At 65.0% G+C, this 14,428-nt stretch carries 13 protein-coding genes; 5 read left to right on the top strand and 8 right to left on the bottom strand.

The annotated features are described in order from the left end of the window. The first annotated feature begins 175 nt into the window (after positions 1 to 175). The 4 genes from GDN70_RS06725 to GDN70_RS06710 all read left to right on the top strand — a co-directional run bounded on the left by GDN70_RS06725 (position 176) and on the right by GDN70_RS06710 (position 4,701). Positions 176 to 1,663 (top strand): D-alanyl-D-alanine carboxypeptidase family protein, encoded by a 1,488-nt coding sequence (locus tag GDN70_RS06725; protein ID WP_028140695.1) that lies wholly within the window; start codon positions 176 to 178, stop codon positions 1,661 to 1,663. Positions 1,664 to 1,851: 188 nt separating this feature from the next. Beyond that, on the top strand, positions 1,852 to 3,537 hold the full coding sequence (locus GDN70_RS06720) for a long-chain fatty acid--CoA ligase (protein WP_028140696.1): 1,686 nt from the start codon (positions 1,852 to 1,854) through the stop codon (positions 3,535 to 3,537). A gap of 15 nt (positions 3,538 to 3,552) precedes the next feature. Beyond that, positions 3,553 to 4,107: a DUF924 family protein gene (locus GDN70_RS06715; RefSeq protein ID WP_152102315.1), complete on the top strand. Its 555-nt coding sequence runs from the start codon at positions 3,553 to 3,555 to the stop codon at positions 4,105 to 4,107. A gap of 108 nt (positions 4,108 to 4,215) precedes the next feature. Beyond that, complete coding sequence (locus GDN70_RS06710) at positions 4,216 to 4,701, top strand: peroxiredoxin (RefSeq protein WP_018321314.1); 486 nt, start codon at positions 4,216 to 4,218, stop codon at positions 4,699 to 4,701. A gap of 179 nt (positions 4,702 to 4,880) precedes the next feature. On the opposite strand, the gene rnhA is transcribed toward GDN70_RS06710, so the two are convergent. The 3 genes from rnhA to ispH are packed head-to-tail and all read right to left on the bottom strand — an operon-like array spanning position 4,881 to position 7,300. Next, positions 4,881 to 5,345: a ribonuclease HI gene (gene rnhA / locus GDN70_RS06705; RefSeq protein WP_038948865.1), complete on the bottom strand. Its 465-nt coding sequence runs from the start codon at positions 5,343 to 5,345 to the stop codon at positions 4,881 to 4,883. Then, positions 5,342 to 6,325 carry a homoserine kinase gene (locus GDN70_RS06700; protein ID WP_028140699.1) on the bottom strand — a complete coding sequence of 328 codons (984 nt, stop codon included), beginning with the start codon at positions 6,323 to 6,325 and terminating at the stop codon, positions 5,342 to 5,344. The genes rnhA and GDN70_RS06700 overlap by 4 nt, the downstream gene beginning before the upstream one ends. A 6-nt stretch (positions 6,326 to 6,331) precedes the next feature. Continuing rightward, on the bottom strand, positions 6,332 to 7,300 hold the full coding sequence (gene ispH / locus GDN70_RS06695) for a 4-hydroxy-3-methylbut-2-enyl diphosphate reductase (protein ID WP_028140700.1): 969 nt from the start codon (positions 7,298 to 7,300) through the stop codon (positions 6,332 to 6,334). Between the two features lie 243 nt (positions 7,301 to 7,543). On the opposite strand from ispH, the gene GDN70_RS06690 reads away from it, so the two are divergent. Beyond that, positions 7,544 to 8,239 (top strand): DUF1013 domain-containing protein, encoded by a 696-nt coding sequence (locus GDN70_RS06690; RefSeq protein ID WP_028140701.1) that lies wholly within the window; start codon positions 7,544 to 7,546, stop codon positions 8,237 to 8,239. Between the two features lie 241 nt (positions 8,240 to 8,480). Here the strand turns inward: GDN70_RS06690 and GDN70_RS06685 are convergent, their stop codons facing one another. The 5 genes from GDN70_RS06685 to GDN70_RS06660 form a co-directional block, all read right to left on the bottom strand. Then, complete coding sequence (locus GDN70_RS06685) at positions 8,481 to 9,227, bottom strand: OmpW family protein (RefSeq protein WP_028140702.1); 747 nt, start codon at positions 9,225 to 9,227, stop codon at positions 8,481 to 8,483. 183 nt (positions 9,228 to 9,410) lie between these two features. Then, a complete protein-coding gene (locus tag GDN70_RS06680) occupies positions 9,411 to 9,680 on the bottom strand; it encodes a hypothetical protein (RefSeq protein WP_038973144.1) in 270 nt (89 codons plus the stop codon). 118 nt (positions 9,681 to 9,798) lie between these two features. Then, a complete protein-coding gene (locus GDN70_RS06675) occupies positions 9,799 to 11,709 on the bottom strand; it encodes a propionyl-CoA synthetase (protein WP_028140704.1) in 1,911 nt (636 codons plus the stop codon). Positions 11,710 to 12,075: 366 nt separating this feature from the next. Continuing rightward, positions 12,076 to 13,458, bottom strand: coding sequence for a tetratricopeptide repeat protein (locus tag GDN70_RS06670; protein WP_152102314.1), 1,383 nt, complete (start codon positions 13,456 to 13,458; stop codon positions 12,076 to 12,078). A gap of 184 nt (positions 13,459 to 13,642) precedes the next feature. Then, entirely contained in the window at positions 13,643 to 14,407 is a 765-nt protein-coding gene (locus tag GDN70_RS06660; RefSeq protein ID WP_152102312.1) for a tetratricopeptide repeat protein, read from the bottom strand. Positions 14,408 to 14,428 lie beyond the last annotated feature (21 nt).

Here is a 14,428-nt window from a genome sequence, read left to right as displayed (position 1 = left end):
ATCGTCGAAATTCGGCCTATTTCATTGCGGAATACCCCGCTCATGCCCCTGTTCTCGACGCACCAGCCGGTATAGGTTTGCGGCGCCGCAAGCGGCGGCGCTGGATTTCAGAACCGACAATCAGATCACGAGCACCGCCCGTATCAGGCGGGTCTCCAAGGACCGGAATCGGATAGTGCACGCCCTACGCCCGCTGCTTCGCAAATCGCTGTTCAACCTGTTCGCTGCCACGCTCGCATGTGCCGCGCTGCTCGCGCCGCGCGGGGCGAGCGCCGAAGCGCTGCTGCTGATCGAGGCCGACACCGGTAAGGTGTTGCAGGCCGACAATGCGACCATTCCCTGGTATCCGGCCTCCGTCACCAAGATCATGACAGCCTATGTGACGTTGAGGGCGGTCAAGGACGGCAGGCTGACGCTCGACACGCTGCTCACGGTATCGCCGACGGCGGCCTCGCAATCGCCCTCGAAGATGGGGTTCCGTCCGGGAACGCAGCTCACCGTCGACAACGCGCTGAAGATGATGATGGTCAAGTCGGCGAACGACATGGCCGTGGTGCTCGCCGAAGGCGTCGGCGGTTCGATCGACGGTTTCTCCGCGATGATGAACGATACCGCGAAGAAGCTCGGCATGACGCAGACCAGCTACGTCAATCCGAACGGCCTGCCCGCCGACGGCCAGATCACGTCGGCGCGCGACCTCGCCATCCTCGCGCGCTCGTTCCTGCGCGACCTGCCGGAATACGAATACTTCGTGCACATCCCGGCGATCCGCTTCGGCAAGCGCACCACCGGCAATTTCAACAAGCTGATCGGTCGCTATCCCGGCGCCGACGGTTTCAAGACCGGCTTCATCTGCGCCTCCGGCTACAACCTCGTCGCCTCGGCCACCCGCAACGGCCGCCGGCTGATCGCGGTGGTGCTCGGCGCCAATTCCGGCACGGCACGCGCGGTGAAGGCGGCGCAGCTGCTGGAGCGCGGCTTCAGCCAGGACAATCTGACGTGGCTGCGCCCCTCGCTCGGCACGGTCGATAACCTCGTGCCGGTCGATGCCTCGCCGCCGAACCTGCGCGACGAGATGTGCGGCGGCCATCGCAAGCGGCCGGCCAGCGACGACGACGATGCGCTGATTGCGGCCAATGGCGGCACCAGCGGATCGGCCTCGGCCACCGGCGGCGAAGCCCAGGTGACCTTCTTCACCGCCGGCCTCCAGCCGCCCCTGATGAAGGCCTCCGAGCTGATGGCCTCAGCTCCCGCGGCGGCCGAGCCCGTGCTGGTCTATACCGGCCCGACCCGCACCGGCACCGCCCTGATCGCGGCGGTCGCGGCCGATGCCGACCAGCAGGCCACGTCAAAGCCGCGTGGCAAGAAGTCGCGCGTGGCCAAGAAGCCTGACGCGGCCGACAAGCCGAAAGACGCGGGCAAGGACGCCGCCAAGGACACCAAGACAGCGGCCGTGAAGCCTGTCGCCAAGCCGGCTGAGGCCAAGGGCAACGATAAGAGCGACGCGAAGACCGCGGCGAAGCCGGCGGCGCCCAAGCATGCTGCCGCCAAGCACGACGCGGCGGCAAAACCCGCCGAGAAGCCCGCGGCTAGCAGCGATCCGAAGCCCGCCAAGCCCAAGGCCGCGACAAAGCCCGCCGCCAAGCCGGCCAACAACAGTTAACGGCGCGCCGAGCCGGGACCCCGCGCTTCGCACCTGCGGCAGCGCGGTAACTCGACGATTCCGGTAGCCACTCCCTGACCGATGTCTTAAGCCTCGACGACTTGCCACCCGTTCCGGCAGGCTCGATACTGGCAGCAATGAGGCAAGCCCGAGACACAGCGGGCTCTGGTAGATGAGGGGAGTTTTCCATGGAGCGCATCTGGCTCAAGCAATATCCGCCCGGCGTGCCCGCCGATATCGAGCCGACCCAATACGCATCGCTGGTCGATCTTCTTGAAGAGAGCTTCACCAAGTTCGCCGACCGCAAGGCGTTCATCTGCATGGACAAGTCCATCAGCTATCGCGACCTCGACCAGATGTCGGTCGCGCTCGCCGCCTATTTGCAGGGCCGCGGGCTGCAGCGCGGCGCCCGCATCGCCATCATGATGCCGAACGTGCTGCAATATCCGATCGCGACCGCCGCCGCGCTGCGCGCCGGTTTCGCGGTGGTCAATGTCAATCCGCTCTACACCCCGCGCGAGCTCGAGCACCAGCTCAAGGATTCCGGCGCCGAAGCCATCATCGTGCTGGAGAACTTCGCCCACACCGTCGAGCAGGTGATCGCCAGGACGCAGGTCAAGCACGTGATCGTCGGCAGCATGGGCGACCTGCTCGGCTTCAAGGGCGTGATCGTCAATCTCGTCGTCCGCCGCGTCAAGAAGATGGTACCGGCATGGTCGCTGCCGGGCTCGATCTCCTTCAACGATGCGCTGTCGGCCGGCCGCGGCATGACCTTCAACAAGCCAAAGCTCTCGCCGGGCGACGTCGCCTTCCTGCAATATACCGGCGGCACCACCGGCGTCTCCAAGGGCGCCACCCTGCTCCACCGCAACATCGTCGCCAACGTCCTGCAGAACGACGCCTGGCTCCAGCCGGCGCTCGCCGCGCCGCCGCATGTCGACCAGCTCATGATCGTCTGCGCGCTGCCGCTCTATCACATCTTCGCGCTGACGGCCTGCTACCTGCTCGCGGTGCGCGCCGGCGGCTGCAATCTCCTGATCCCCAACCCGCGCGACATCGCCGGCTTCGTCAAGGAGCTGGCGAAATACCAGGTCAACAGCTTCCCGGCCGTGAACACGCTCTACAACGGCCTGATGCACCACCCTGATTTCAAGAAGCTCGACTTCTCCAAGCTGAAGATCTCCAACGGCGGCGGCATGGCGGTGCAGCGCCCCGTGGCCGATCAATGGAAGGCGATCACCGGCTGCTTCATCGCCGAGGGCTACGGCCTGTCGGAGACTTCGCCGACGCTGACCTGCAATCCGGCAACGGCAACCGAGTTCACCGGAACGATCGGCATTCCCGTGCCATCGACCTACATCTCGATCCGCGACGACGACGGCAACGAGGTGCCGCTCGGCCAGGCGGGCGAGATCTGCGCCAAGGGTCCGCAGGTGATGTCGGGCTACTGGAACAGGCCCGAGGAGACCGCCAAGGTGATGACCGCGGACGGCTATTTCCGCACCGGCGACATCGGCATCATGGACGAGAAGGGCTACACCAAGATCGTCGACCGCAAGAAGGACATGATCCTGGTCTCGGGCTTCAACGTCTATCCGAACGAGATCGAGGAAGTGATCGCGAGTCATCCGGGCGTGCTCGAATGCGCCGTGATCGGCATCCCCGATTCCAAGTCGGGCGAAGCGGTGAAGGCTTTCGTGGTGAAGAAGGATCAGAACCTCACCGCTGAGGCGGTGATCAAATTCTGTCACGAGCAGCTCACCGGCTACAAGGTGCCCAAGCACATCGAATTCCGGAGCGACCTGCCCAAGACCAATGTCGGCAAGATCCTGCGACGCGAGCTGCGCGACGAGAAGAAGGCTCAGGCGGCGTAAGCGCGTCGCCGATTCATGACCGCGGTCGGCGATATCACGCCATCGGGCATTCTCGCCTTCTGGCGCGAGGCCGGCCGCGAGCGCTGGTACGAGCGCAGCGACGCTTTCGACGCGGAAGTCAGGCGCCGCTTTCTTGCTTTGTGGCAGGAGGCGATCGCCGGCGACCTGGCATCATGGGAAGGCAGCGACGACGGCGCACTCGCGCTGGTCATCGTGCTCGACCAATTCCCCCGCAACATGTTCCGCGGCACGCCCCAGGCCTTTGCCAGCGATGCGCTGGCGCGCGACGTCGCCCGCCGGGCGATCGATCGCGGTGTCGATGCCAGGGTCGATCCGGTCCTGCTCGAATTCCTTTATTTGCCCTTCATGCATTCGGAGCACCTGCCCGACCAGCTGCATTGCGTCGCGCTGTTTCAGAACACCGAGAATGCCGAAAACTTGCAATACGCCCGGGAGCACGCCGACATCATCCAGCGGTTCGGCCGGTTTCCCCACCGCAACCGCCTGCTCGGCCGCGACAGCACCGAGGGAGAGCAGGCCTTCCTCGACAAGGGCGGCTTCGCCGGTTGATGACATCACGGTGAAGGGGCCCCACCCTCACCGCTTCGCCCGCCAGCAATATTGTGCAGGCCCGCGGCACGGTCTAATAAGCGGGATCGATATTCAGGGAGACCGACAATGGCGATCCAGACTGGCGACAAGCTGCCCGAGGCGAAATTCCGCGTGATGACGGCGGAAGGCCCGCAGGTGAAGACCACCGACGATATCTTCAAGGGCAAGAAGGTGGCGCTGTTCGCGGTGCCCGGCGCCTATACCGGCACCTGCCACAAGATGCATCTGCCGAGCATCTTCCTCAACGCCTATGCCTTGAAGGACAAGGGCGTCGACAGCATCGCCATCGTGTCCGTCAACGACGCCTTCGTCATGAACGCCTGGAAGCGCGACACCGACCAGCGCGACGAGGCCATCTTCCTCGCCGACGGCAATGCCGATTTCACCAAGGCGATCGGCATGGAGCTGGACGCCTCCGCCAACGGCCTCGGCATCCGCTCCAAGCGTTATTCGATGCTGGTCGAGGACGGCGTGGTGAAGAAGCTGAACCTCGAGGCGATGCCCGGCAAGGTCGAGGTCTCCGGCGGGGATACGCTGCTCGGGCAGCTGTAAGGCGGCCACCGCTTTCAGCCAATCACTCGGTGTCGTCCCGGCGAACGCCGGGACCCATACTCTCAGGGTGGAGTAGCGGAGCGAGCTGGTCACCACGAGTCTTCGCCAAACTCGACCCGGTGGGTATGGATCCCGGCTTTCGCCGGGATGACGGCAGTGAGTGGAGCGCCGGCAGCCCCCTACTCCGCCAGCCTCTGCTGCAACCTAGCCTTCACGATCCCGTCCCGCGCCAGCTGATCCGCACGCTCGTTCTCGGGGTGGCCGGCATGGCCCTTGACCCAGTGCCAGCGGACCTCGTGCTGCTTCAGCGCGGCATCGAGGCGCTGCCATAGCTCGACATTCTTCACCGGCTTCTTGTCGGCGGTGCGCCAGCCGTTGCGCTTCCAGCCATGAATCCAGCCGGTGATGCCCTGCCGGACATACTGGCTGTCGGTGTAGAGATCGACCGTGCACGGCTTCTTCAGCGCTTCGAGCGCCGAGATCGCCGCCATCAGCTCCATCTGGTTGTTGGTGGTGTGGCGCTCGCCGCCGTTCAGCTCTTTTTCCTTGTCGCCGAACTTCAGGATCGCGCCCCAGCCGCCCGGCCCGGGATTTCCCGAGCAGGCGCCATCGGTATAGATCGTGACATTGGGAAGCTCGCTCACGCGACCAATCCTGACGGCATCAGCCCATAATCGCGTACGCTCGTCACGCTCTGGTGGAAGCGCAGCTTGCGGACATATTCCAGCGGATCCTTCGGCTTGACCAGCGCGCCTTCGGGGACGTTGAGCCAGTCGACCAGCCGCGTCAGCAGGAAGCGGATCGCAGCACCCCGCGCCAGCAGCGGCAGTGCGGCCTCTTCGGCCTCGCTCAGCTTTCGCACGCGGCCATAGGCATTGAGGAAGGCGCGCGCCTTGGTGACGTTGAAGGAATGATCCGGCTCGAAGCACCAGGCGTTGAGGCAGATCGCGACGTCATAGGCCAGCATGTCGTTGCAGGCGAAGGTGAAGTCGATGATCCCCGAGAGCTGGTCGCCGAGGAAGAAGACGTTGTCGTTGAAGAGGTCGGCGTGGATCACGCCCTCCGGCAGATCGCCCGGCCAGATCCCGCTCGAGAGATGGTCGAGCTCGGTCGCCAGGAAAGCGCGCAGGCCCGGCTGCACCTCGTCGGCGCGGTTCGAAGCCGCATCGAACAGGGGCCGCCAGCCCGCGACCGACAGCGCATTGGCGCGCCGAACCGCAAAATTCGCACCGGCCAGATGCATCTTCGCCAGCGCCCCGCCGACACCGGCGCAATGGGCCACGTTCGGCTTGCGCGGCCACATGCCTTCGAGAAAGGTGATGATCGCCGCGGGACGCCCCGACAGCTCGCGCAACGCCTCGCCGTCTCTTCCCTTCACCGGCAGCGGGCAGTTGATGCCGTGCTCGGCCAGATGCGTCATCAGGGCGAGGAAGAACGGCAAATCGTTCTTCGCCACGCGCTTCTCGTAGAGCGTGAGGATGAACGAGCCCTCGGTCGTATGCAGCAGGAAGTTGGTATTCTCGACGCCCTCGGCGATGCCCTTGTAGGAGAGCAATTCGCCGAGCTCGTATTGCTTCAGGAAATCCGCAAGCTCGTCGGCGGCAACGTCGGTGTAGACCGCCATAAAGGTCTACTCGGCGGCGGCTTCGGGGCGCACCTGACGCGGCAGCGGGAAGAACTCGTTCTCCTCCGCGGCCGAGACCGTCTCCACATGCAGCGTGTAGCGCTCGGCGAAGGCGTCCATGATCTCCTCGACGATCACTTCCGGCGCGGACGCACCCGCGGTGATGCCGAGGCTCTTGATGTTGCCGAACTTGTCCCAGTCGATGTCGGTGGCACGCTGCGCCAGCACCGCAATCCCGCAGCCCTCGCGCTCGGCGACCTCGCGCAGGCGCTGCGAGTTCGACGAATTGGGGGCGCCGACGACGATGAGCGCGTCGACCACCGGCGCCACCTTCTTCACCGCGAGCTGGCGGTTGGTGGTGGCGTAGCAGATGTCTTCCTTGTGCGGCCCGTTGATGTTCGGGAAACGCTCCTTCAGCAGCGCCACGATCTCCGCGGTGTCGTCGATCGACAGCGTGGTCTGGGTCACGAAGGCGAGGTTGTTGGGGTCCTTCGGGGAGATGGTCTTGGCGTCCTCGGCGGTCTCGATCAGGGTCACGGCGCCGGTCGGAAGCTGGCCGAGCGTGCCGACCACTTCGGGGTGATGGGAGTGGCCGATCAGGAAGATCTCGCGGCCACGCTTGAAGTGGATCGCGGCCTCGCGGTGCACCTTGGTCACCAGCGGGCAGGTCGCATCCAGCGAGAACAGATTGCGGGACTGGGCGTCGGCCGGAACCGATTTCGGCACGCCATGGGCCGAGAACACCACCGGCGCGCTGGTGTTTTCCGGGATTTCGGCCAGCTCCTCGACGAAGATGGCGCCCTTCTTCTTCAACCCGTCGACGACATACTTGTTGTGCACAATCTCATGGCGAACATAGACGGGGGCGCCGTACTTATCGAGCGCCCGTTCCACGGTGTCGATCGCCCGGACCACCCCGGCGCAGAAGCCACGGGGAGAACAAAGCACGATCTTGAGGTCTGGTTTGGCTGACATTGAGCGATCTCGGGACCGAATCACCTCGCCAAATGGGCGGGAAGCGGTCGATGGATGGAATAGGGCTTGGGTACGGGCTTACAGGGAATTGGGCCCCCTTTCGGGCGCTGTCAAGGCACTATCTATAGCAGAACCATTGCGTGGCTACCCCCTCCGGGCTTATATAGCGCGAATTCCCAGTCATCGCTGATGACCACCGGTTTCGCCTCCAGAGGGGTGGGCGAAGCACAAAGGAGATTTGCCATGAGCAACGCACCTCTGATGCCCAAGGCGACCGCCGTCTGGCTGCTCGACAACACCGCGCTGACCTTCGACCAGGTCGCCGATTTCACCAAGATGCATCCCCTCGAGGTGCGCGCAATCGCCGACGGCGATGCTGCCCAGGGCATCAAGGGCATGGATCCCCTCTCCAACGGCCAGCTGACCCGCGAGGAGATCGAGAAGGGCGAGAGGAATCCGGATTATCGGCTCCGCCTCCAGGAGAGCAAGGTGGTGCTGCCGCCCCAGCCCAAGCGCAAGGGCCCGCGCTACACCCCGGTCTCGCGCCGCCACGAACGTCCGAGCGCCATCCTCTGGCTGCTGCGCAACCATGCCGAGCTCAAGGACGCCCAGATCATGCGCCTGGTCGGCACCACCAAGAGCACCATCGCGAGCGTGCGGGACCGCACCCACTGGAACACCTCCCAGCTGACCCCGATCGACCCCGTCACCCTCGGCCTCTGCTCGCAGATCGAGCTCGATTTCGAGGTGGCGCGCGCGGCCAAGGAGAAGCCGATCGACGCAGCCTATGGCGGCGCCACGCTGCTGCCGGCCTCCGAGACCACCAAGAAGGACGAGTTCGAGCCGGCCGAGCGATCGAACGACGACCTCAACCTCGACGCCGTGTTCGCCAAGCTGAAGACGCTCGGCGGCAAGAAGCAGGAAGACGAGGAGGAGTAGTCCCTCTCCCTCTCTTCCGTTCGCTTCAAACGCAAAAAGCGCGGCAGGAAACCTGCCGCGCTTTTGTTTTTTCCCCCTCTCCCGGTGGTCGTCCCCGCGAACGCGGGGACCCATAACCCCAGGGAGAGGTTTGGCGAAGACTCGTCGTTCGGTACTGCGCTTTCTATCGATAGCTTCCGCGGTATGGGTCCCGGCGTTCGCCGGGACGACAGCGGAATTCGTTGCTCTACGCGAGCGCTCCTCAGAACTTGTACGTCACGCCGGCGCCGACCAGCCACGGATCGATATGCGCGGTGCCGGTGACCGGCAGGCCGGAGACGGTGGCGCTGTAGTCCGGACGCAGCCAGAGCTTCTTGACGTCGACGTTGAGACCCCAGTGCCGGTCGATCATGTAGTCGAAGCCGAACTGCACGGCGCCGCCCCAGGCGTTGCTGACATGCAGGTTGGTGGTGGTGGCGACGATCGCGGGCGGACCGGCGATTGCGGCAGGCGAATTGGCCGCGGAATTGTTGAAGAACACGGTGTAGTTCACGCCGGCGCCGACATACGGCTTGAACGCGCCGAACTGGTCGAAGTGATATTGCAGCGTCAGCGTCGGCGGCAGCAGCGTGGTCTTGCCGATCGGCAGGTTCGCGAGCGAGCCGGTGCCGCTGATCGAGTGCCGGGTCACGCCGAGGATCAGTTCGGCCGCGATGTTCTTGGTGAAGAAGTAGCTGATGTCGAGCTCGGGGACGACCTGATCGCTGATCGAAAGGCCGGAGTTCGGCGAGGACAGCGAGGGCACGCCCGCCACATTGACGGTCGAGCCGCCGGCATCCGGCAACACGCCGAGCACGCGCAGACGCACCATCCACGGATTGAACGCCTCCACCGGCGGCGGCGCTTTCTTGTAAACCGGCAAATCGGCAGCCTGCACCGATGCAAACGTGCCCGCGAGCATCGCGCCAACCGTCGCAAGCCGCGCCAGGTTTCTTGTCGTTCTCTGCATTTCAATCCCCTTCAGCCTTCACTCGCGCGTCGTTGCGCGACATGAGCGTCAGAGCAGAAGGGGGGCGCCGAAGGATTTGACTTCGATCAATTCAGCCAGACGCAGCCACGATTTGGCCACGGCGTTGCAGATCTGTCACGGAAATCACGAATGCGGCGCGGCAAGATAATGCCGCACCTCACATCAGGGCCGCTCGGGATGGTTCAGCATGTATTCGCCGAGGTCGCGCTGGCGGCGATCTGCACGGGCGGTGGCGGCGTTGCGCTGAACGTCGCGATCCTTGCGGCAGGCCACGTATTCCGGCGAGCCCTGCGCATTGCCCCGGCCCAGGCAGACCGCATCGTCGTCGTCGCCGCCCACCGCCACCGGCGTCTGGTAGCGCGCGGAGCAGGCGGAAAGAGCGATGGCGAGCAGCACAGCTGCAAGCAGGCGCGGCGCGGCGGCGAATGGCATACGAGGTCCCCTATTGGCCGGCCCTGTTTAGCGCGGAATGAGGAGATTGTAAGTCGGCAACACCGTCATACCGGGGCGATGCGAAGCATCGAACCCGGAATGACAGACCAGATTCGCCTCACACCCGCCCCTTCAGCGCCTCCCCGATCTCGTCGAGCGTCTTGGGATCCTCGATCGTCGCCGGCATGGTCCAGGACTCGCCGTCGGCGATCTTCTTGATGGTGCCGCGCAGAATCTTGCCGGAGCGTGTCTTGGGCAGGCGGCCGACGGTGATCGCGAGCTTGAAGGCGGCGACCGGGCCGAGCTTGTCGCGCACCAGCGCGACGATCTCCTTCTCGATCTCGGCGGGCGCACGCTTCACGCCGGCCTTGAGCACCAGGAAGCCGCAGGGCACCTCGCCCTTGATCGCGTCCTTGACGCCGAGCACGGCACATTCGGCAACATCGGGATGCGAGGCAAGGATCTCCTCCATGCCGCCGGTGGAGAGCCGATGGCCGGCGACGTTGATGATGTCGTCGGTGCGGCCCATGACGAAGACATAGCCGTCCTCGTCCTTGTAGCCGGCATCCGAGGTTTTGTAATAGCCGGGGAATTCGCTGAGATAAGCCTCCCTGAAGCGTGCATCCTGATTCCACAGGGTCGGCAGGCAGCCCGGCGGCATCGGCAGCTTGATGACGATCGAGCCCATGGTGTTGGGCCCGACCGGCTTTGCCGCCTCGTCGACCACGTCGACCTGATAGCCCGGCATCGGCACCGTCGGCGAGCCGTGCTTCACCGGCAGCATGCCGAGCCCGACCGGGTTGCCGGCGATGCACCAGCCGGTCTCGGTCTGCCACCAATGGTCGATCACCGGCACCTTCAGCTGCTGCTCCGCCCATTCGACCGTCGGCGGATCGGCACGCTCGCCGGCGAGGAACAGCGTGCGGAACTTCGACAGGTCGTATTGCCGGATGAACTTTCCTTCCGGATCGTCTTTCCGGATCGCGCGGAACGCGGTCGGAGCCGTGAAGAACGCGACCGCCTTGTGCTCGGCGATCACGCGCCAGAATGCGCCGGCGTCGGGCGTGCCGACCGGCTTGCCCTCATACATGATCGTCGTCGCGCCGTGCAGCAGCGGCCCGTAGACGATGTAGCTGTGGCCGACCACCCAGCCGATGTCGGAGCCGCACCACCACACCTCGCCCGGCTTGACGCCATAGAGGTTGAACATCGACCATTTCACCGCGACGAGATGGCCGCCATTGTCGCGCACGACGCCCTTCGGGATACCCGTGGTGCCCGAGGTGTAGAGGATGTAGAGCGGATCGGTCGCGGCAACAGCCGCGCAGGGCGCCTTCTTGCCGTCGTTCATCGCCTTGCGGCGCAGGCTCGCCCAATCGTAGTCCCGTCCCGGGGCCAGGTCGCAAGTGAGCTGCGGGCGTTGCAGCACGATGCAGGCCTTCGGCTTGCTGCCGGCAAGCCTGATCGCCTCGTCGAGCAGCGGCTTGTACTGCACGATGCGGCCGGGCTCGATCCCGCAGCTTGCGGAGAGAATGAGTTTCGGCTGCGCGTCGTCGATGCGGGTGGCGAGCTCCTTCGCTGCAAAGCCGCCGAACACCACGGAGTGCACCGCCCCGATCCGCGCGCAGGCGAGCATCGCGACCACGGCCTCCGGCACCATCGGCATATAGAGGATGACGCGGTCGCCCTTGGCGACGCCGAAATCCTGCATGATGGCGCCAAGCGCCTGCACCTCGTTCAGCAGTTCAGCATAGGTGAGCTTGGTGACGCTGCCCGTGAGCGGCGAATCGTGGATCAGCGCGACCTGGTCGGCGCGCCCGCCTTCGACATGGCGGTCGAGCGCGTTGTAGCAGGTATTGACGACGCCGCCGGCGAACCAGCGGCCGTAGGTCCCTTGCGAGGGGTCGAAGATGGTCTTCGGCGGCTCGATCCAGTCGATCTCTTTCGCGGCCTCGGCCCAGAAGCCTTCGGGATCGGCCAGCGAGCGCGCATGGACCTCATGATAACTGCTCTTGCCCTGGATGTTCATTCCCGCGCTCCCGTTACCTTTATCGGCCTGACCTCGAACCTTGCGGCAGGACGGTCGCCCCGCCATGACCCGGATCAAGTGTCGGCCTTGTTTGAGAGGTATTTTCCCGGGAACGGGCCGCGGTTCAAGCTGAAAAGGATGGGTTATTTCTCCCTCTCCCCGCTTGCGGCAGGGCTATCGCATATGGGGTATGGGCTAGGGGGGCACGACAGTACCCACATCGTCATGGCCGGGCTTGTCCCGGCCATCCACGCCTTTCCATAACGCACGGAGAACGTGGATGCCCGGGACAAGCCCGGGCATGACGACCTCTGCTAGATGTCAATTGCCCTGCCGCTCACGGCAGGGAGAGGCGAAGAGCCCGCCTCAGCTCTCCGTCGCGTTCAGCTTCTGCAACCGCTCCTGCATGACCTTCCTCAGATCATAGCCCGGCCGGCCGAAGCTGGCGTTGCGGAGGCTAAGGAAATCGCGCTGGGTCTTGCGCAGCTCGCCAGCCGAGCGCTTGCCCGCCGATTTCAGCACGCGCTCATAGGTCTCGGCGATCTGGCGGTCGAGCACGCCCAGCTGCGGATCGGCGCAGATCACCTTCTCGACCTCGCGCTTCGCGGTCGCGCATGCGAAGGACGGACCATTGCCGGACGCCGCATTCAGCGCCCGCGGCGGCTCATCGCCGAATTTCGCGATCTCCGCGATCATGCTGCGGCGGCCGTTGGCAGCGTTCTCGTTGCCGGGATCGAGCTTGAGCGCCGTCTCGTAATCGGCCAGCGCCTTCTTGCGCTCGCCCATCTTCTTGTAGAGCACGGCGCGGTTGTTGTAGGTCAGCGCGAAATTCGGATCGAGCTTCAGCGCAGCCTCGTAGTCACCGAGCGCGGCTCCGAACTCACCCTTGAACTGGTAGGAATCGCCGCGGTTGGTGAAGAAGTTCGGCCGGGGCGCCAGGCGCAGCGCCTGATCGTAATCGGCGATCGCCTTGTCGTACTCTTTCATGGCAGCATAGGTGAGCCCGCGGTTGTCAAAATATTCGGGCACCTTCGGATCGAGCCTGATCGCCTCGCCGTCGTCGGCCACCGCCTTGTCGAGCTGGCCGAGCTTCTTGTAAGCGGCGCCGCGGTTGGTGTAGGTGCGCGGACGGTTGGGATCGAGCCGCAGCGCCTCGCTGAGATCCTTGATCGCCTTCTCGTTGTCGCCGCCGAGATAGTAGTTCACGCCGCGGTCGGACCATGCCTGTGCATCATCCGGCTTCAGCTTGATCGCCTGGTCGTAATCGGCGAGCGCACGGTCAAGCCTGCGCTGGGTGGTGTACACGACACCGCGCAGCTCGTAAGCCTCCGCATCCCGCGGATCGAGCTCGATCGCCTTGCTCAGATCCGCCGCCGCGCGGTTGAGATCGCCGCCGGCTTCGCGCAAGAGGTCGCCGCGCAGGCGCCAGGCCTTTGCATTCTTGCCGTCGATTGCGATGGCGCGGTCGATGTCCCGCAGGGCTTGCGTGAGGCCGCCGGAAGTCCGGGCATTGGCGTCGGCGCGAACCAGCAGCGCCGCGGCGCGGTCGGACGCGGGACTTGCGCCCTGGTCGATGATGACGGTGCACGCCGGGATCAGCTCCGCGGGAGCAGCCTTGCTGCCCATCACGCAATCGGTGCCCGCCGAGGCGGGGGCTGCAAGGATGAGGCTCACCGCCCCGAGAAGAAAAGCGCGAAGCGAGATTTTGGCAAGCGAAAGCGCTTGCGCGGAAGGATGTGTGCCGCACATGGCAGAGTGCTCCGTGACGTCGGGTTCTCACCGTTGTCGCGGCAGGGAAGAAATGGGTTCAAGTCGCCTCTGTCTACGCCGTCATGGCCGAGCTTGTCCCGGCCATCACGTCTCACGCGCGGCACAAAGAACGTGGATGCCCGGGACAAGCCCGGGCATGACGAGCTCTCGTGCAGCAACGGGCCTAATATCCGTCTACCCCGTTGAGTCGCAGCAAGCGCTCCTGCATCGCCTTCTTCAGATCATACCCCGCCCGGCCGTACCCGGCATTGCGGCGGGCGATGAACTCGTCCTGCTCGCGCTGGAGGTTCTTCGCTTCCACCGGATTGTGCGCCTCCCGGATCACCCGGGCATTCGATGCAAAGATCTCGCGATCGAGATCGGCGAGCTCGCGGTTACCGCAGATCGCCTTCTCCACCGCCCGGGCCGCACGCCTGCAGTTGAAGCTGGGCTTGCCGGCGACCGCCATCTGCGCGCCGATCCGCTCCAGCTCGCGCGCCATTGCCTTGTGATTGGCCTTGGCCTTCTCGTGGTTCGGGTCGATCTTGAGCGCCGCGCCGAAATCCTGCACCGCCTTGGGCTTGTCGCCCTTCTTCAGCCAGAGCTCGCCGCGAGCGTTCCAGATATCGGCGAGCGCAGGGTCGAGCGAAAGAGCGCGGCTGTCGTCGGCGATGGCGCGGTCGACCTGGTCGTGCCGCGCATAGAGCGCCGCGCGCGCGATCAGCGCCTTGATCAGATCCCCCTTCGCCGTCTTCTCATTGTCGATCACGGCGGCGCAGGCCGTGGCAGCCTTGTCCACATCGTCTGCCGCGGTCGCCGCGAGGCATGAGGCGACATCGACCTGGATCACCGCAGCCGGTTCGCCGCCGGTCGCAGCCCGGGCGGCATTCAGCGACAGCGCGCAAAACAATACGGCACCTGACAGTTGAATGAGTTTTTGAAAACACATGCTCGTTGCAGTCGGTGTCTT

This window comes from Bradyrhizobium sp. TM102 (assembly GCF_009176685.1).
In the GTDB taxonomy this organism is placed as follows: Bacteria; Pseudomonadota; Alphaproteobacteria; order Rhizobiales; family Xanthobacteraceae; genus Bradyrhizobium; species Bradyrhizobium ottawaense.
The sequence above is the reverse complement of the archived record's forward strand: the minus strand, read 5'-3'. Positions and strand labels throughout refer to the sequence as shown.